General features: G+C 37.9%; 12 protein-coding genes. 4 read left to right on the forward strand and 8 right to left on the reverse strand.

The features are described 5' to 3' along the window. The first annotated feature begins 31 nt into the window (after positions 1-31). Together AC27IF_RS04725 and pbp4b are read left to right on the forward strand one after the other, a co-directional pair. Entirely contained in the window at positions 32-1,621 is a 1,590-nt protein-coding gene (locus AC27IF_RS04725; RefSeq protein ID WP_487052582.1) for a serine hydrolase, read from the forward strand. Positions 1,622-1,802: 181 nt separating this feature from the next. Further along, the gene (gene pbp4b / locus AC27IF_RS04730) at positions 1,803-4,298 is read left to right on the forward strand and encodes a penicillin binding protein PBP4B (RefSeq protein WP_487052583.1); all 2,496 of its coding nucleotides are present in this window, start codon (positions 1,803-1,805) and stop codon (positions 4,296-4,298) included. A 182-nt stretch (positions 4,299-4,480) separates the two neighbouring features. Here pbp4b and AC27IF_RS04735 read toward each other — a convergent pair whose 3' ends face one another. From AC27IF_RS04735 to AC27IF_RS04770, 8 genes are all read right to left on the reverse strand, one after another. Further along, complete coding sequence (locus tag AC27IF_RS04735) at positions 4,481-4,894, reverse strand: hypothetical protein (protein WP_487052584.1); 414 nt, start codon at positions 4,892-4,894, stop codon at positions 4,481-4,483. 179 nt (positions 4,895-5,073) lie between these two features. Beyond that, positions 5,074-8,040: a TonB-dependent receptor gene (locus AC27IF_RS04740; RefSeq protein WP_487052585.1), complete on the reverse strand. Its 2,967-nt coding sequence runs from the start codon at positions 8,038-8,040 to the stop codon at positions 5,074-5,076. Positions 8,041-8,379: 339 nt separating this feature from the next. Continuing rightward, the gene (locus AC27IF_RS04745; RefSeq protein ID WP_487052586.1) at positions 8,380-9,300 is read right to left on the reverse strand and encodes a glucosamine kinase nucleotide-binding domain-containing protein; all 921 of its coding nucleotides are present in this window, start codon (positions 9,298-9,300) and stop codon (positions 8,380-8,382) included. Further along, entirely contained in the window at positions 9,300-10,916 is a 1,617-nt protein-coding gene (locus tag AC27IF_RS04750; protein ID WP_487052587.1) for a sodium:solute symporter, read from the reverse strand. The genes AC27IF_RS04745 and AC27IF_RS04750 overlap by 1 nt, the downstream gene beginning before the upstream one ends. A gap of 304 nt (positions 10,917-11,220) precedes the next feature. Beyond that, positions 11,221-12,315 (reverse strand): dipeptide epimerase, encoded by a 1,095-nt coding sequence (locus AC27IF_RS04755; protein WP_487052588.1) that lies wholly within the window; start codon positions 12,313-12,315, stop codon positions 11,221-11,223. Positions 12,316-12,317: 2 nt separating this feature from the next. Then, a complete protein-coding gene (locus AC27IF_RS04760; protein WP_487052589.1) occupies positions 12,318-13,703 on the reverse strand; it encodes a C40 family peptidase in 1,386 nt (461 codons plus the stop codon). Positions 13,704-13,835: 132 nt separating this feature from the next. Then, complete coding sequence (locus AC27IF_RS04765; protein WP_487052590.1) at positions 13,836-14,996, reverse strand: DUF819 family protein; 1,161 nt, start codon at positions 14,994-14,996, stop codon at positions 13,836-13,838. Positions 14,997-15,143: 147 nt separating this feature from the next. Then, complete coding sequence (locus AC27IF_RS04770; RefSeq protein WP_487052591.1) at positions 15,144-17,042, reverse strand: glycoside hydrolase family 3 protein; 1,899 nt, start codon at positions 17,040-17,042, stop codon at positions 15,144-15,146. A gap of 556 nt (positions 17,043-17,598) precedes the next feature. On the opposite strand from AC27IF_RS04770, the gene AC27IF_RS04775 reads away from it, so the two are divergent. Further along, positions 17,599-18,300 (forward strand): response regulator transcription factor, encoded by a 702-nt coding sequence (locus AC27IF_RS04775; RefSeq protein WP_487052592.1) that lies wholly within the window; start codon positions 17,599-17,601, stop codon positions 18,298-18,300. Between the two features lie 95 nt (positions 18,301-18,395). Further along, complete coding sequence (locus AC27IF_RS04780; protein ID WP_487052593.1) at positions 18,396-20,003, forward strand: HAMP domain-containing sensor histidine kinase; 1,608 nt, start codon at positions 18,396-18,398, stop codon at positions 20,001-20,003. Positions 20,004-20,045 lie beyond the last annotated feature (42 nt).

A 20,045-nucleotide genomic window follows, 5' to 3' on the forward strand; every position in this document is an offset into this window, starting at 1 on the left:
ATGTAACTAATTAAAGCAAAAGATAATAACAATGAATATAAAACAACAAATTGCACTAATCACGCTACTATTACTGTCATCGGTAGCCTATTGCTCAACAGAATACCCAAGTGAACAACAACTTGATGAAATTGTTCACCGTACTATGGATAAGTTTGACGTACTTGGCGTCGCAGTAGGAGTTATTCATAACGACAAGGTGCTATTGAGCAAAGGTTACGGGTTAACGGATGTTAATGACACACAGAAGATTAATCCAAAAACACTTTTTAAAATAGCATCAACAACAAAAGCATTTACTGCTGCTGCTTTAGCTATTTTAGTAGACCAAGAAAAGCTCAGTTGGGACAGCAAAGTTGTTGATATTATTCCAAACTTTTCTCTATACGATCCTTGGGTGACTAAAGAATTTACTGTCATCGACTTACTCACACATCGCAGTGGCTTGGCTCGATTTGCCGGTGATCTAATGTTGTGGCCAGAGCCTGCTGGTTTTAGCCGAGATGAGATCATAAACAATATAAAATTCTTAAGACCCGCTTCTAGTTTTAGAAGTGAATATGCATACGATAATTTACTTTATATTGTTGCCGGTGAAATCATCCCTCGCGTAACGGGCACACCATGGGAAGAATTTGTTGAGCAAAAAATCTTTAAGCCGCTAGGCATGAACCATTGTTTTGCAGGCCCTGTTCCAGCAAAAGCTATGACCAATATTGCTCAGCCGCACGGTATTGTGGATGATAAACTACAAATTATTAAACGCAGCCAAACTTACGATAAACCAACCGTATTAGCTGCTGCGGGTGGCATAAAATGTAGTGTCGATGATTTATTAGTTTGGGTGGAAACTCAACTAAACAAAGGTCTTTCTAATAAGGGACACCAACTATTTAGCGAAGCTCAAAATAAAATAATGTGGCAACCACATACTATTTTATCAGTTTCAGAAGAAGCAAAAGCCCTTGATAATACCAATTTCAAAGCGTATGGATTAGGTTGGCGACTCGCGGATGTACATGGCTTTAAACGTGTCTCACATACTGGCTCACTCTCGGGTAATATCTCAATGATCACCATGATCCCAGAGCTAAATTTAGGGGTTGTTATCTTAGTCAATCAAAATGCCTACTATGCACGTGAAGCCATTATGACCAGTATTGTAAAATCATTTATGCCTATTGCTCAGCGAGATTGGATTGCTATTAATTATGAAAAACGCCAAAAAAGGCATAATAAAATTAAGCAAGAGTTAAAAGAAAATCAGTTACATACTCCAGAAAAAACCAAGGTTTCCCATACCCCAAAATTACCGCTAACAAATTTCGTTGGCGTGTATAAAGACCCTTGGTTTGGACATGTTGAAATTAGTTTAAACAATGAACAATTATACTTTCAATCATTAAAATCAATCAGAATGAAAGGAAAGCTCATTGCAAAAAGTGATCAGCAATTTTTTGTTCATTGGGACGACAGAACACTCGAAGCGGATGCTTTTGCTAACTTTATTATTAACTCTGCTAACAAGGTAACCGGTTTTACTATGGAGCCAAGCTCCTCGAAAGTAGATGCTAGCTTTGACTATATCGACTTAAGTTTTACGCGGATAACAGCAAACTAGTGTTTTAATTTTCAGTGGAAAAGTACCTTATTCGACAAAGAGCTTGTCATATTTTTCCACTAAATTTGCGTTTTAATTGCACAACTTTTTCACGATAAAGGTGTAGCATTAAATTATATAACTTAGTCTGTGCTCAAAATACATTGGCACATTGAATTAACTCAATTAATCAGATTTTCAAATGAAAAATAACGTTAAACTAGTGAAAAAAATGAGTCTTAAAAAAACCTTATCGCTATCACTAAATCTTCTTAGTTGCTTTTTGCTTGTCAGCTGTACCTCATCTTCACTTCCCATTGAAACCATGCCTTCAAAAAATCACGGTCAACGCATTAAATTTTTAGTGATGCATTATACCGCGGTGGATTATCAAGGAGCTGTTGAGGAGTTAGTAAACAATAATCGCGTTAGTTCACATTATTTGATCCCTGAAAGCCATGATAAATCTTATTTAGAGGATGAGTTAAAAGTACTCAAACTCGTTGATGAAGACAAACGAGCTTGGCATGCTGGCAAAAGTTATTGGCAAGGTAGAAAGGCAATCAATGATCAATCTGTCGGGATAGAAGTTGTTAATGTACCTACTTGCAAAACATTGCCTAATGAACAATTTGTTTTGGAAACTGAAAAAGATATAAGCCCCAAAAAAATGTGCTTTTATCCCGATTATGATCCGAAACAAATTGAGCTTTTAGTTGAGTTATCTAAAGAAATACTGAGAAACAACCCTGATATCACTCCAACACGTATTGTGGGTCATAGTGATATTACCCCAGAAAGAAAAGGTGATCCCGGACCTAGATTCCCTTGGTATCAACTCTATAAAGAAGGTATTGGCGCTTGGTATGAACAAGAAACTGTTATTAAATACTGGCAGTTATTTGATCAACAAATGCCCAATGCTGGCCTTATTCAACAAGCCCTGAAAAACTATGGTTACGGTATTATTGAAACCGGTGAGTTTGATCAACAAACTCAAACCTACATACATGCTTTTCAAACGCATTTTATCCCATGGGGAATTACTGACAGAATTGATGAACAAACTGTTGCAACGCTATTCGCCTTACTCGAAAAGTATATGCCGGAGCGTACTGAGGCGCTACTTGCCCGTTATCAGCAAGAAAAAAATGCTGTCGCCAAGCAAGATTCGTTTGATATTAAACATGGACAAATAGATCAAAGCTACCCGCAAACAGAGCGCAGCACCCGAGAATTAGTCAATGATCGTGCAACCTTTAAAAGCTACCAAGGCCGTGGAAGAATCATTATTGATAACCAAGATGCCACCTCTGCTGATATTTATATTAACGGCGATAGACTGAATATTGCCGATCCCTTACAAGCATACAACACCTATGAATATAGCTTAGCGAAACGCACAAAAAATGGTAAAAACACTTTCAGGGTAGAAAATATCTTGCCGGAAAATTCGCAACTAAACATCACTATCCCCTACCCAGAATTACAAGATGACAGTGCTAAGTATCAACAAGGTTTTAACCAAGTAGATAGCTTGATTAATGACGATGTTAAGCAAGGCTTTCCAGGCGCCGTATTAGTGGTTGTTAAAGACGGAAAAATCATTAAAAACAGCGCCTATGGATATGCTAGAAAATATGCCGACGGTGGTGAATTACTTCCAAGCCCCGTAAAAATGACGACTGAAACCATGTTCGATATCGCCTCAAACACTAAAATGTTTGCCACCAACTTTGCTCTGATGAAGCTTGTTAATGAGGGTAAACTCGATGTCAGTAAGCCCATTAATCATTATTTACCGACGTACCGCGGTGCAGGACGTGATCTTCGCACCATCAAAGATATCTTAACTCATAACGCAGGTTATTCACCGCAAGTACGTTTTTTTACCAAGGATAATAATTTAGGCCGCGCTTTTTTCTCTCAAAACGCCCAAAGAACAAAGGATTTAATTCTCACTAAAGTCCCTTTTGAAGTCGGTCGAGCTACTAAGCATATGTATAGTGATACTGACTACATGCTGCTCGGAATGATAATAGAAAAAGTTACGGGCATGGATTTAGACAAGTATGTTGAATATGATATTTTTCATCCGTTAGGACTAACAAAGACAGTATTTAATCCACTGCAAAAAGGCTTTAGAAAAAACCAATTTGCTGCTACAGAAATACACGGAACTACTCGTGGTAATCGTGTCGACTTTGAAAATGTGCGCACTTATGTATTACAAGGAGAGGTACATGATGAAAAAGCCTATCACTCATTTGACGGCATTGCCGGCCATGCAGGTTTATTTACCACAGCAAAAGAATTAGCGGTATTAACGCAAGTATTACTCAACCGTGGTGGGTACGCCGAAAAACAATTATTTTCTGGCAAGGTTATTGACCAATTTATTAAGCCTGTCGGTAGTAATGGTACCTATGGTTTAGGTTGGAGACGTGCGTACAATGGCGATATGAAATGGCACTTTGGCCCTTATGCAAGTAGCTCTGCCTATGGACATACTGGCTGGACAGGTACAGTAACGGTTATCGATCCTGAACATGACTTAGCGATTATATTATTGACTAATGCCCGTCACAGCGAAATTGAAGGCGATGAAAAAGATTATCAGTTTACCGGTAAGCAATTTGAAACAGGTAAATACGGTAGTGTTATTTCACTCGTCTATGAGGCGGTATTAAATCATTAAAGAATCGACAGTTATTTTGTTTCAATGTCGATTAGATGGATTGAATAAATAGCTATACCCTAAAAAGTAGTACTATTAAGCTAGAGAGCTAGCAAGATAATTTATACTCTATTTCAACAGGTTAAAAATTTATTAAACGGAGTTCAGGTTAAGTCACTTGAACTCAAGTTAAGTACTTAAAGTTATTCATTAAGTTTTGCTAGTGATGCCAACAGCCATTTTTCTGCTTGTTCTTCATTATCAAAAAAGCCATGTTTAACATTCAAGTCGCCATATATTTTATCCCAGAAATCTTCAAAAACTGATTTTCCGCTTTGGCTATAAAATATGATAGCTGTTGCATATAAACCATGTTCTACTGCCTTTAATATACTTTGCTTAACCAGAGCGAGCATTGAGGCCGGAATTAATGCCTCCCCTTTAATATGCAATATACTCGTCCAATTTCTTTTTTCTATCCTAGATCTTATCGGCACTAAGATTGATTCATATTCAACCATAAACTCTTCGTTTACTGGCGTGGTAATATAAATATGTACTATGCCGCTATCAACGTTATATTCCGCCGATACTTTGCCGTGTGTTGAGAATTTCATTCTTACCTAAATATTAATAATAGTTTTCAAACTTACCTAATCGTTATTTTACACACATAATTCAACTTATTATATTACCTAAAGAGTAATTCAAGTTTTAGTAATTATCAAAGGCATAAAAAAATGCCTGCTATCAATAGCAGGCATTTTATCAAATACAGTTTAGCTGTTAAGTATAATTAAAACTCAATACTTGCACTTAACTGCACACGACGTGGATTAATTAAGCTTCGTGCTTCACCAAATGTTTCATTTGATACATACGGGTCCATATTATAACCAGTCTGGTTATCAAAGATATTGAATATGTCCGCTTGGAATTTCACTGTAAAAGTTTCTGAAACATTCCAATCTTGGGTATAGTTCAAATCTACTTGCCAATGGCTTGGTTCACGTCGAGAACCCGCTTCTTCTGCGTAACGTATAGTTGAGCTTGAGTAGCCATATAAAGAGCCATCCCAAGACTCCCATGCGCTACCTGATTGATACAAGGCATAGAAACCAACTTGTGCTTCCCAATCAAGGGTATAGTAACCAAACATTTTAAAGATATGAGGTTTATCACTTGATAAATCACCATCTTTACCATCCCATAATTGACGACCAATACCATCAGCTAAATTAGATGAGCCAATAAATAAGTTACCATCATTATTACCGCTTACATTATCAGCATCAAAGTTACCGTAATAATGACTGTAAACATATGAAGCATTTAAATAACTACGCTCACCTTGCCACTCGGCTTCAACACTTAATTCCCAATATTTAGTGTAAGAATCATCAAGCTCTGCAATAACATAAGATGAACCGCCTACTTCAGCCCGATAATCATCTAATTCAGGGATATATAATCCCTTCGCGGCAATATGCTCTGGCACACCACCAAATGGACCATCATATTCATAACCACGAGAGCCATTCCAAGTATCTTCCCAGAAATGTGATCCTTCACGATAGCGCATATGACCACGCAAATTTAACTGGCTGGTTACTAATTTTGAAGTACCTATGGTGATTTCATCGATACGGCGCGGTTTAATGCCTTCTTGAAAGAACTTACCAGATGAACCACTCGCTGGATCATTACTTAAATAATCACCATTTTCATCGAAAAATACTTTCAACGTTTTTTGCGTGTTTCGTGCCCAAGATGCTGCACGAGCTAGCGAGCTTGCTTCAGGGTTATAACTAGCATAATTAGCAAAGATAGTGGCATCTGGTTGGTATTCCCAAATAACACCTAAACGAGGCTGAATCATGTCTGCAAAATCCGTTTTATGCATTTCATATTCGTTACCTGGGGCAAGTTCGTAACCAGAAACATTGCTTGAATTCTTTTTCAAGCCTTGACCATATAAAGTGTCTTGACTGACTACAACACCAATATTAAAGGTGAAATTATCCCATTCAATAGTATCGTTAATTTCAAAGTTAATAGCTTCACTACGTGAGGTGATAGTATCAACAACACTACCTGAATCATCGACAAAGCTCATTTGCTGTGTGGTTGATTGATAATAAACCGTTTCAGTACCAGTATAATCATCAGGCACTGTACCACCAATGTAAGAGATGCTACCCCAACCATTAGAAAAACGGCTTAACTCTTCTTTTCCTTCCTTCCACTGCACACCAAAATGTAGAGTATGATAAGCATCACCCCATTCAAGTTCATGATCGATAGCAAACTCTATTGTGTCTCGATAGAAATCTTGATTATTAATAGTCGAGCCACCTCCAACACTACCACCGCCGTGCATTAAGCCATCATCACCTACATAACCATATTGGTTAATTAAGGCTTGCGCAGCTACGGTATCATACGCAGGATCTTCGCTAGTTGCATTCGGGACATTAAATAGTCCAAGTGAATCTAGGTTTGCTAAGTCTAATGAATCTCCAAAAGCAGGAACGACATTAGGAAACAAAGTATCTGGACCACTTTTATTTTTATTTTCAAAAGTATTATAGGTAAAGCTAATGGTGGTGTAATCACTGATTAAATATGAGGTATCAAACGTAAAAATATCTTGAGTCGCATCAGAGCCAGTTGAGGTACTGTCAGCACCAAAAGCATCCACAGAGTCACCACGAACTTCATGATCAGAGGTTCGGTAACTTAAATTAATGAGTAAGTCATCAATAGGGGCATAAGTTAACTTACCAAATAATTCATCACGCACATCACTATAATCTTTCGCTGGCCCATACGCAGTTACTTTATCTGAGCGGGTAACTTCAGGGCGGTAATACGAACCATAAAAGAAGAGTTCATCTGCAATGATAGGGCCACTAACACTAGCGGTTAACCATGATTTGTCTGTGTCATAAGTTTCACCTGTGTCGTCATCCTTATCCGCATAAAGTGACTCTGGTTGCGCTTTATATTCAATTTTGCCATGAAATTCATTAGTACCTGATTTTGATACCGTATTCATAGAGAAACCACCGGAGCGGTTAAATCCTACAGCTTTTGCGCCACCTCGGTCCATTGATACCGATTGAATATCGTGAGTAGAAGGCTCTGATGCTAAATTACCAAACATAGGTAACGATACATCAACGCCATCAAAGCCATATTTATTATCACGACCCGAACCACCTGCTGATGGTCCTAAGGTACTGTTTTCTGAATATTGAACACCTGGGATCAATTTCATTAAACTACGATAATCTTGTCCAATTGGCACAGCTTCGACAACTTTTGCGCCAATGGAATTGGTCAAAGAGGAGTCACCTTCACGGACAATAGATGAGCCTGTAATAGTGATAATTTCAACGCTATCTTTCGTTATAGCTTGGTTATAACGTGTGGTTTGATCCAGTACTACTTCAACTGTGGACTTAGACACCGAACCATCTTTAGCAGTAAAGGTTAATTCATAAGTACCAGGAATAAGTAATGGTAAGTTATAGCTACCATTTTCATTGGTCGTGGTTGAACGAGGTTTTGGCATCACATTACTGGTAGCAGTAACCAATACTCCCTCTAGTGCCGAGCTTGTTGCTTGTTCGGTCACTTTACCTTTGATTGCGCCGCCTTGTAATGCATTAACAGCTGGTATTGCGGCAAACAAACTCACCCCAACCGCCACCGCTAATAGCGAGTGCTTAAATTTACTTTTGTTATTGTGTGTTTTCATGTTAGAAACTCCGACATATTTTAGTAATGCTTCATGTGTTTTCTTATAGTAAACAGATATTTTTAACTATGACTTTCCAGATAATCGTCTAAAGAATAAAAGCGCCAAAACGAAAACTAAATTAGTAATAAGTTATTCTTCCCTTGGTACAATAGTATAAAAATAAAACTACTATTTAATGAGTCTACCGTAAGTAAAATAAATACTTGCGCAAAATAACCACAATGATGGAGCAAATAAACCATAAATAATTTGCAAATTTTGTGCAAAAAGCTAATTTCAGTAAAAAAGGATTAAACAGGAGCTAAATTGAGAGCAAATTTTCACAACTAATATTTACTAATGATGACCAGTTTGTGTCTTCGCCAGTAAGCAAGCTCCATCAAGAGAGCTTCCTTTAGCAGGAATAATTAATTGTTTACTGCTAGTTGATAAGTGTTGTCGAGTAAATTCAGCAAGCCCACCAACAACAACAACAGGTAAGTCACTGTTTCCCCTTGTATCTGCGATCAACGCTTCTACATGAGCCATATGTTTGGTAATAATGTCTTTAGCAACAGTACAGTCATACTGGTGCTGAACTACTAGGGGGGGGAATTTAGCAAAATCTATAGGCTTTGCAGTAGCAAGCCAAACGGAAATATCTTGTCGAGTAACAGAGTTTTTCTTAGTAAATAAATGCTGCGCAATTGATTGGCATAGCGGGCTTTTCAGCTCGCCAAAATGATGAAGTTCAGCCACTAAAGCCTTTATTGCATGATAACCTAATTTTGCACCGCCACCTTCATCACCAATCAAAAATCCCCAGCCCCCGACTAACGTCGTTTTTAATTCGCCAGCATCGTTCTTCTGCAATCGCATACCGACAGAGCCAGTACCTAAAGCAATAACCGCAACTTCAGCACCGTCATTTGCACCGTATGCCGAGGTTTTAGCATCATTAAAGATATTCAGCATAGCAAAATACTGGTTAAACTCTTCGTGTAATTGAGCCACTTTATCTTGATTACATGCACCAGCTAAACCGAACACTGTCGAAACTTCACTTGCTTGACATTCAGCTTGATTGACTAAATCCTCTGCTAACGATTTTATTACTTTTACTGCACCCGCAAAATCGTTTGTTAACGAAGATGGTCCTGCAACTGCATGCCATGACTGTTGAGTGGCGAGGTGTTCTAATCGAGCAATAGTTTTACTGCCACCACCGTCAATTCCAAGTACATACTCAATCTTGTTTTGTTTTTTCAATGACTCCATTAAGCATGAGCCTCAAGTTTATTTTCTGCTTTTTCGTTATTCTCAACTTGCGAGCTACGTGAGCCCATTAAACATACAAGCGTTGAAATAAAGGTGGCGATACAAAGCTTCCAAGTAAATGCTAAATCAAACAGCATACGCTCTGGTAAATATAAACTTTGCACATAAGGTTGAAACAATAAAGTGATAACGAAACCGGTAATTAAGGCAGCGGTTACAGAATTTTCGCTGCCTCGCTTAGTAAACAAGGCAGTGAAATATACGCCGAGCAAACCACTGTATGAAAATAGCATTACACTAAGTGCAAATGCTAATAAAGGGGTGTCTGTATACTGTTGCCAATAGAAACACAGCACCGCCATCGCTGCTAACGCAAACGCGACAATAACCATGCTCACTTTACCTGCAAACACATAATGGCTATCGGCAAGCGCTACACCTTTTTGTAATTTAAACGGTTTATACAGATCTTGCACTAACACTGATGACATTGAGCTAAGGCCTGAATTAAGTGTCGATAATGCCGCGGCGATAATACCAATTGTCACCAAGCCTCTTACTCCTGCAGGAATTTGGTTTAGTACGTAAGACATAAATACCGTGACTTTAGCGCCATCAAAAGACGCCATTGCTGTTGCTGCGCCTTCACCCATAATGTCTGGTCGTTGATAGAAAATGAATAACAACAAACCTATCACTAAAAATAAGAACATCACTGGGATCACCATCACCACTGAAAATAGCATGGCTTTGCTACCTTCAGCCTGTGTTTTACAGGTTAATACTCGTTGAGTCATGTCTTGATCAAGTCCAAATGCAGCAATATTAAGTAATAAGAAACCTGTAATAGCAGACCAAAAACCAAACATGCCGGCACTGCTAAAATCAAAATCAAAATTTAACAAGGTTAGTTTTGATGACTGAGTAAAACCTGCAGCTATGACAGAAGGCTCTTGTAAGGTGGCAACAATAGTTGAAAAGTCCGCAGGAATTGCAATGTAAAGGAAATAGATAACAAATAAGGCTGCACTCACGTACACAACCGCTTGAATAACATCACTGTAAATAACAGAACGAACACCACCAAAAACCGAAAATAATAACCCGACTAACGTAATGATGATGGTTGCATAGATAATACTGACGGCAGCGATATCACCAAATAAGATCATCGCGACGGCAATTGCCGCCATATATAGCCTAGCACCGCTAGCAAATACACGACCAAATAAGTACATTATGCCGGCATGCTTTTTGGCTCTAGGACCTATCTGTCGTTCAAGCAGCTCATAAACAGTAAAAACTTTATATTGATAAAACTTAGGAATTAAATAAATAGAGACAAATAAGGCCGCGACAAAAGCACCAATATTGGTAGCTAAATAAGAGAGATCTCCACGATATCCCATATCCGGTCCGCCTAAAAAGGTAGCCGCTGATTGAGAAGTGGCTAATACCGAAATAGAAACCATCCACATAGGCATGGCATTACCACCAAGAAAATAATCTTCACTGCTTGTCGATTTTTTCCGATTTACCCACCAGCCAGACAATAAGAGTATTGCGCCATAGGCAATAAATACTAACCAATCTAAACCTGTATACTGCGCACTCATAAATTAGGCCTTACTTAAAAGTATATACTTAACCAGAACAGGAATACATTATTCCACAATAACGATTACTTTGGAATTTAAATTTTCGTAAGTCATAGTTAACCTGAACTCGGTTTAAGAGATTTTTAACTCATTGAAATAAAATAATAAATATTTCAATCAATTTCTAACGTGATAGTTTGACTTAATTCAAGGCAAATTTCGCGTCAATAGCTGGCCTATTGCAAGACAATTTAACGCAGAAGTCAGTAAAAATAGCCGTTAGAGAAACATGTGTTAAGCCGAGCTCAGGTTAGTTATTAAGTTAGCATTCAATTAAACCGTTTATTTTCTCTATACCTAAACCTGGCGCGTTACTCAAAAGAATATCCGATAAAGTAAAATCAACCCCGCCCACAACGGGGTCAAACGTACCTAAAGCAGGACCATCAAGGTCTATTTTAGTAATAATATTCGATTTCGCTGCCGCTAAATGTGCCGCCGCAGCAACAGCTATGCTGCCTTCTAACATACAACCTATCATGCACTCGACGTTGTACACTTGGCAAATATTGGCAATATTAATCGCTTTAGATAATCCGCCGGTTTTCATCAGTTTAATATTTATAATATCAGCAGCATTGGTATGAATTAGCTCAATAACTTCCTTAGGCCCAAAAGCACTTTCATCCGCCATTACCGGCGTTAATATTCGCTCACTAATATAACGCATGCCTGCGATATCATCCGCTTTTACTGGTTGCTCAATTAACTCCAATTCAACCCCTAACGACTCAAGTTTTTGGATAGCAAAAACCGTCTGCTTAGCTGTCCATCCTTGATTCACATCAAGACGAATTTTCGCTTGTCCTTGAACCGCATCATAAATACTGGTCACTCGTTCAATGTCTTGATGGATATTTTTACCAATTTTTATTTTGAGAACATCAAAACCTTGCGCTAAAGCCGTTTTACAATCGCTGACCATTTTATCAATGTCATCAACGCTAATGGTGATATCAGTTTTTAACTGGTTTTGACCTCCGCCTAACAATTTATACAAGGGTGCTTGATAAAGTTTGCCCCACAAATCATAAACGGCAATCTCTACCGCAGCTTTAGCACTATAATTGTTAACCATAGTAGACTGAATTGCGCTGGTAATATCAGCGATGTCTTCAATATATCGCCCTATTAACATAGGTTTTAGCACAGTGTCGATAGCCGAGATGATTGAACCATGGGTATCACCAGTAATAACAGGTGTTGCGGGGGCTGATCCATAGCCTATATCGCCACTATCAGTTTCAATAATCACCACGACATCTTCAATATTATCGACACTACGAATTGCCGTTTTAAATGGTGTAACTAACGGCACAATCAATTTCGCAAAGCGAATATTGGTAATTTTCATCATAATTATTTCACTCTAATACGTTTAATGTTGGTGATACTTTTCACGTAACCTTTCATCGGTAACAAGCTTGTTACCGAAACGCCGTTTAAGGTACCTCGGTAGGTTTTACCTTGTGCGTCAAGGTAACTTAAACCTTTAACATCATGAATAACAAATGGTTTTGAATTGTCTTCACCTAAGTACATCATGACATGACCAGGAATATAGATAAGATCACCTACTTGTAAATTCTCAATCACCTCTAATTTACTTACGGTGGAAGAGTCTTTATTAAAGAAATGATTAATGCCATAAGTACTCTTGGCTTGTTGTCCTGAATTTCTTGGCATAATTAAACCGAAGCTTTTATAGATTTCACCAATAAAGCCAGTGCAGTCACGGCCATTATAATCGTGCCCCCAACCGTAACGCTCTCCTAAAAACTTAAATGACTGGATGATTAAATTTTCTTTGGTAAATGGTAAGTAACCTACGCTAACATCCTGTCCTCTAGGGATCGGCGCAAGTTTTAGTGCCAGTTTACCCTGCTCAGTTCGCACCGGTAGCCGAACTACATAATTGGCAAAAGGGTTTTGTCCGTACAAATTATCGCCAACATCACTACGTTTGGCTAAAGGTAAACGGATCCCCATATCAAGCTGAAGATTGGAAATGTCTTCATGGTTAGGAACATGGTTGGTGAATATTTTACTGCCGGTGACAACAATAAAATTTTCACTGTTGAGGAAATCAGCTATATCAGCTTTACTGCCAATAGCCACATCAGCTTGCTGTACCCAAGCAAGGTAATTATAGGCTTGCACTAAATACCATTGTTTATCTTTGCTGGTATGTAAAACAGCGACGGCATCACCCGGAAATAATGCACTTTCTTGAAACCTATCGAGATCGCGATCTTTTCCTTGTTTAAATATTCTGTCTTTGGTTGGAAATGTTCTCAGTGAAGTACGTTTAACCACTAAACCATATTGAACGATATTTTTAACCTGTATAGCGCCTTGATCTGTAGCCTGAATATAGCTCTGATAATCCTGCTGAGTTACGGCTCTGCCATCGGTATAATATCGAGGATGTTTTGATGGTTTACTTATCTCATTGATTTTATTAACGAGTTGCTCTTTAGATAACTCTCCCTGTACTGACAAGGGTAAAGTAATGTACGGGCTTTTTTGGACTAATTGTTGATTAAAGGCGTTAATATCTTGCTGCGACATTAACAAGCTTTCATCTTTTGGTAATTTATTTAACCAATAATTAGGCGATAAATGCATTTCACGAATATCAATCACATCGGTTTGATAGTCTGCTGCTTGAGTGAAGCTTTGTATCAACAACAATACCGAAAATAAACAAAGTCTTTGGGCTGTTAATAAAGAAAATATTTTCATCGTGTTCAACTTATTAGTTAATTTACAAAAGGATAATACCAATTTCATTAAGTTTCTTTCATATAGAATGACTATATGAAAAGAAAACCTATTTGTTCTCAAACCCCTAGCAAGCTCTGAGTGGAAACTAACTTAATGGAGTTGGTATAATATTTTACCCACCAATAAACCACCGCCTGTTCCAAGAATATAACCAAGCAGTGCCATTAATACACCAACGGGAATCAATGCCTTAGAGTATGCCGCCGCTAGAATGGGAGCCGAAGCTACACCACCAATATTGGCAAGTGAGGCGATCCCACAAGTAAAAAGATCAAACTTAAATAGTTTTGCTGCCAGTAACATCAACACTCCGTGAATAAGTAATATCACTAACCCCATAATAATATACATTGGTGCCTGAGTAAGCTCAGCAAAGTTAGCTCGAGAAGCAATTAACGCTACTATAAAATACAGCATAATAGTCGATATTTCATTGGCGCCATATAACTTACTTAAAGGTGTCATGGCGCAGACCACACCCAGCATGGTTACCATTAATACTGTCCACGTGGTGACAGTGAAAAAGGTTGTGCTAGGTAACATACCTGCTAGATGCTGTGAAATTGCTGAGATAAAGAGAGCTAAACCAAGTAATAATAATAACGAAGCACTTTGATCTTTATGAGCATTTACTTGTTTACCTGCTAGCTTTTTGCTCACTTCATTAAGCTTATCAGAGTTTGTACCAACCCAATCATCAAAGCGTTTAGAGTAAGGTACTAATGATAATAACAACATCACCCAAATCGCGTAATCGATAGAGTCAATGAGTAAGGTGTACCCCATGGAACTATCAGGAACATCCAAGGCTAATTGAATGGCAGCCATATTTCCCGTGCCTCCCATCCAGCTGCCACTTAATGCCGCAAAGGTTTTCCAGCTACCCACTTCTAACATAGGGAGAAATAGCGCGTAAGCGATGATGAAAGCAATCGCTATAGTGAAAGATGCGGTAAGAAATGCAAAAATAATTTTAGCGCCTAGCTTTTTTATTTGTCTCAAATCAGCGTTTAACAACATTAAAAATATCATCGCTGGCAAAAGGCTCGTTTTCACGCCTTGATAAGCAGCATTTATTTCTGCCGTTTTTTGCCATAAGCCTATAGTGGACATGAGCATTACTAAGAAATATAAAATAACGATAGCCGGTAACAGGCTAAATATTTTTAATTGGCTTTTTGACTCGAAAAATTTCAAAATACCGGCACTCATTAAGAGTATGGCTAGATAGGGAAATGCATGAGTGATCATAATAAGCTCAACTTAAAATATTATTCACTTGTGTTGTGCGTGTCTAATAACAGTCATACCAAAAAATACTGCTCCCCCTCAAAAAAAAAGTGGTTGATAAATACAACATAATCAACCACAGAAGGAAGTCTTTCGTAAACAAAATAGCTACAAAGAAATAGGAAGTGTGCCTAATGCTTTATGGTTCGCTAATAACACCTTTGCCAAGGCTGATAGACTTGGAGATATAGGTAAATTGCTCTTAGAATCAATATAAGTTTGACCATCAAAGCTAGCCAATATCCAATCACTAAACGGGCGATAAACTGATATTTTTGTAGGAAGCTTTAACGGGATAAACACAGTAACCTTACCCTGCTGTTTGGCATACTTAAGAATTGTTAAGGCATGATTTTTTTTATCTAATAGTCCAAGGCTTAGTGTTTGATTATGGGAGATATCTTCAGCTCCGCCCAATTCCACTGCCGACTTTTGACTATCATAGCCAACAATAACAACATCACTTTTGTTAATAGCATTAAGCAGATTTTTCTCATCATATTCTGCTAGGTTAGTTTGGCTTATATGGCCTGTTAAAGAGTCAGTTGATAAATAATTCGCCATAGCCGAAGACTGCTCAAGGGTAGGAAAAACCAAGTGTATTTTACTGTCTTTCATGGCGAATGACGTCAAACTATTCGCTTTCTTAATCTCGACAATAGCACTCTCTGCTAGTGCCTTTTCAAGGCTTCTATGCTGCTCATTCCCTAGTACTTCTTCAGCTTTTATTATTTTAATTGCTAACTCATCATCATTAACAACATGGCTTATAAATACCTGTTTTCCTTTTATAATACGTTCAACAGAGCGTGAAATTTCTTCGAGCATATTACTATCTTCTTTTACTCGCGCTGCTAAATAGTTAATAAAAGTTTTAAAGCGTTCAATATCTCCCTTTGTTCTAATTTTTATTGGCATCATAGCGATATCAGCACCAGCATCAAATGTCGCCAAAACCGCTTCCGTAGGAGTAAAAAAGTGACTAACACCTGCCATATCCAATGCGTCAGTAATAATTAACCCTTGATAGCCCATTTCATCTCTTAACAAGTCCGTTAGGATCTTTTTAGATAAAGTGGCGGGCTTAATCATTGATTCACCATGCATATTTACTATTTCAGTACTATCTAAAGAGGGATATTGAATATGCGCCGTCATGATCATATTAACTTGAGCGTTATTTATTGCTTTTTGAAAGGGGTATAAATCCACCTTTTTAGCAAGTGCTAAGTCATGCATCACTTTAGGCAACCCCGTATGACTGTCCGTGTTGGTATCACCATGGCCAGGAAAATGTTTAAGCGTTGCCATAACACCAGTTGACTCTATCCCTTCTAGCATTGCGATACCTAAATCAGCAACCATGCTTGGATCCTCACCAAAAGAGCGGACATTAATGACAGGATTATCCAGATTTACATTTACATCAACATCAGGGCCATGCTCAACATTAATGCCTAAAGCTTTTAACTCACTGCCCAGAACCTTGCCAACGTTATAAGCAAACTTATTACCGTGTTGCCCATATGTAGCACCAATAGACATGTTGCCGGTGAATGAAGTACCTATATCACGGGGTATACGAACGACTCGTCCACCTTCTTGATCGGTAGATATAAACAATGGTTGTGCAACGTCTGATTTCAACGCAGCATTTTGCAAATCGCGCGTTAACTTTACGGTTTGAGAAATGCTATCAATATTTTCCGCAAAGAGGATCACGCCGCCAAGTGAGGAATCAGTGATTAATTGCGCCAGTTCTATAGGTAATTCAGTCATTGGCGTTTTACACTGATAACCTTCTTGAGCAGCCTCATGTGGTGTTGCTGATGGGCAATAGTAGCGAAAATCCAGCATGATTTTTTGCGCTAAACTTTCCTCAAGTTTCAGCGACTTATTACCAAATAGATTAGGCTGACAACCTTGTAAGTACATAGCACCGATGAGAATACTGAGTATGTAGGTAAAGAAGGTTCTTTTTTTAAAAATAAAATAACGGTTAAACATATATATAATTTTTCACAAATAAAACTAAATTGATTAGATCAAAGAGCCTGCAAACAAAAGAGAATACAAAAGAGAAGATGTATCTATCGCCACAGAAAAAATGTCACTTTAATGCTGCATACTCTAGGGAGGTAATTTGCCTACAGAAGTACAAAAAAACACATTTACCCCGTCTTTTTTTTGCAAATTTTGCGCAATTAATCCCATTTATGAAAAAGGTCTTGTGTTTTGCTAACAAAATAACGATATTCAGTTAGGGCATATTGATCTTTCGGGATAGCTTTTGCAGTAAATTGTTGGGAAGTTATACAAGGCAGAGCTTTTGTAGTGTGGTTATTTCACATAAAAAAGCGATAACGCGGTAAAACTGACTAACAAATGCTGTCCGAAGGATTCGGCTAAAAGCGCTTTTTTCATTGTTGAGCAGTGTTTGCGTAGAATAACTAGGCTACACACTACTCGCCGCGAATAAAACACTTTTAGCTCGAACAAAATTTAACACGAAAGTTCAACAGGCCCTTATCACTTAAAGCGTCATAAAGAAGGTTAGCTAAGTATGAATAGTAAAATTTTGATTGTTGATGATGATCCTCATATTAGAGAAGTTATTTCATTTAGCTTAACCCGCGCTAATTTCGACATTATTGAAGCGGAAGATGGTAAACAAGCATTAGCAAAGTTTAAAGCTGAGCAGCCAGATCTCATCATACTCGATATTGGTATGCCGGAATTGGAAGGCACGGATGTTTGCAGGATAATACGTCAAGAGTCGCAAGTTCCTTTAGTGTTTTTATCTGCTAGAGATGAAGAAATAGATAAGATCATTGGCTTAGAGCTTGGCGCTGATGATTACATTACCAAACCTTTTAGTGCCCGTGAATTGGTGGCCCGAATAAAAACAATTATAAGACGTAGCAATATTAGCCAACAAGAAGAAGTTTGCAGTGAAATAAACCACGGATTTTTGTTTATAAATACCGATACTAGGGATGTACTTTGGAACCAAAATAAACTTGAGTTAACAGCAACTGAGTTTCAAATGCTATTTACAATGGCAAAACGGCCTAGCCATGTTTTTAGTCGTGAATTATTAATGGACGGCAGTTATTCTCATAATGTTGCCGTAAGCGACCGTACTATTGATAGTCATTTACGACGTATTCGAAACAAGTTTAAAGAAGTTGGCGGTGCCCCAATTGATACCGTTCATGGTGTAGGCTATCGAGTGAATATTTGTGATCAGTTAATTAATGTTTAACCGCATCAATCAATTAGCTAAGTTTATCACGTATAAATATTACCTAACCTGAATTCAGGTTACCTAGACTGCTCTTCGATTGTGAAAATAATAAAATGAAAATACGGTTACGATTAAGTCATGTTTTTATCCTGATAAATTCAGTTATATTATCCTTGCCTGTTGCGGGCATAGCGTTAATGAAGCTATATGACAACACGCTCATTCATCAAACGGAAAATGCTTTAATTACCCAAGCGGTAATGCTTGCCAGTATTTATACCAAACAATTAAAAGATCAGCACCCGAATTTATCAATAGAAGAATACGGTAAACCATTACCTGAAAAACTCTGGCCTAAAGATGATCCTATCCTCGGTAAATGGCGTCCCGTGCCACCAACACTCGATTTAAATAGTAGCCCCATCTACCCGATAGAAAACAATCCTCAGGACACCGACATTACAGTAGATCCTATCGCCTTAAGCATAGGAAAAGGATTTGATGAATTACTCAAAGAGGTGCAATTAACTACCCTGTCAGGTATGCGCATTGTTGATATTAACGGAATTATTGTTTCCTCTACTAGCTGGGTAAAAGAAAAGTCGATACTTGATAGAATAGAAGTTCAGCAAGCATTAAAAGGTGAGGTAAGTAGAGTAATTAGGCAATGGGCGAAGCCAACAGACGATAGGTTTTTCTCGCCTATCAGTAGAACATCAGACATTCGCATTCATGTCGCTTACCCTATTGTTATCGAGCACCGTATCATAGGTGCAATTCATTTAATACGGACTCCCGCTAGTGTATTTCAACATATTTATCAAAATATGGATCTATTTATCTTCTATGGCTCCTTTCTTATTATTCTTATTTTAGCAATATCATTTTTTACTGCTTATGCTATTACTCGACCGATAAAAGCATTAGTAGCGCAGGCTAAAAAAGCTATTCATGGGGATGAGAAATCGCTAACAGTACTTAAGCATCCAGTAACGTCTGAATTTGAACTACTGTCAGAAACTCTGGTAAGAATGTCAAATAAGCAAATTCAAAGAGCTGAACAAATTAAGAACTTTGCTTCCTATGTTTCTCATGAATTTAAAACTCCGATTACTGCGATAAAAGGCGCAGTAGAAATTTTGCAAGATCATATCCATGATCTATCCGAAGAAGAACAAATAAAGTTTTTGAACAACATTGATGCTAACAGTAATCGTATGCAGTTATTAATGCGGCAGTTAACTGAGCTGGCTAAAGCTGATATTCAAAAAATTCCTAAAGCCCCTTGTGACTTATCAAAAGTTATCGAAGAACAGTCGAAACTCTTCCAAGACTCGTTGACTGAAATACATTTCAATAAGCCCACAGCGGCTTTCATGGTATATATGAATAAAGAATTACTCACGAGTATTGTCAGTAATTTATTCAAAAATGTCATTCAACACGGAGGCGACATAGTCACGATTGAATTAATTAGAAAAAGACAGTTTATTCATTTACTCTTTAGCGACAATGGTAAAGGGATCACTGAGCAAAATGCTAAACGCATATTTGAACCTTTTTTTACTACCGCGAAACAGCATGGTGGAACAGGGTTAGGCTTAGCGATCATCAGCACATTGCTTTCAGCCCATAAAGGGGAAATCAGTATAATAAAGTCAAATCGCAGCAAAAAATCTAAAATAAAGGGTTGTCAGTTTAAATTAAGCTTTCCTATATAAGTTTCAATTTAATGGTGCAAAATAATAATTTCTGTAAGATCA

Source organism: Colwellia sp. KS18-150 (assembly GCF_057551365.1).

Bases quoted from the DNA above. Each gene is read 5' to 3' on its own strand.
- AC27IF_RS04740 (WP_487052585.1), bottom strand. From the start codon at position 8,040: ATGAAAACACACAATAACAAAAGTAAATTTAAGCACTCGCTATTAGCG.
- AC27IF_RS04760 (WP_487052589.1), bottom strand. From the start codon at position 13,703: ATGAAAATATTTTCTTTATTAACAGCCCAAAGACTTTGTTTATTTTCG.
- AC27IF_RS04780 (WP_487052593.1), top strand. From the start codon at position 18,396: ATGAAAATACGGTTACGATTAAGTCATGTTTTTATCCTGATAAATTCA.
- AC27IF_RS04755 (WP_487052588.1), bottom strand. From the start codon at position 12,315: ATGATGAAAATTACCAATATTCGCTTTGCGAAATTGATTGTGCCGTTA.
- AC27IF_RS04750 (WP_487052587.1), bottom strand. From the start codon at position 10,916: ATGAGTGCGCAGTATACAGGTTTAGATTGGTTAGTATTTATTGCCTAT.
- AC27IF_RS04770 (WP_487052591.1), bottom strand. From the start codon at position 17,042: ATGTTTAACCGTTATTTTATTTTTAAAAAAAGAACCTTCTTTACCTAC.
- AC27IF_RS04725 (WP_487052582.1), top strand. From the start codon at position 32: ATGAATATAAAACAACAAATTGCACTAATCACGCTACTATTACTGTCA.
- pbp4b (WP_487052583.1), top strand. From the start codon at position 1,803: ATGAAAAATAACGTTAAACTAGTGAAAAAAATGAGTCTTAAAAAAACC.
- AC27IF_RS04735 (WP_487052584.1), bottom strand. From the start codon at position 4,894: ATGAAATTCTCAACACACGGCAAAGTATCGGCGGAATATAACGTTGAT.
- AC27IF_RS04765 (WP_487052590.1), bottom strand. From the start codon at position 14,996: ATGATCACTCATGCATTTCCCTATCTAGCCATACTCTTAATGAGTGCC.
- AC27IF_RS04775 (WP_487052592.1), top strand. From the start codon at position 17,599: ATGAATAGTAAAATTTTGATTGTTGATGATGATCCTCATATTAGAGAA.
- AC27IF_RS04745 (WP_487052586.1), bottom strand. From the start codon at position 9,300: ATGGAGTCATTGAAAAAACAAAACAAGATTGAGTATGTACTTGGAATT.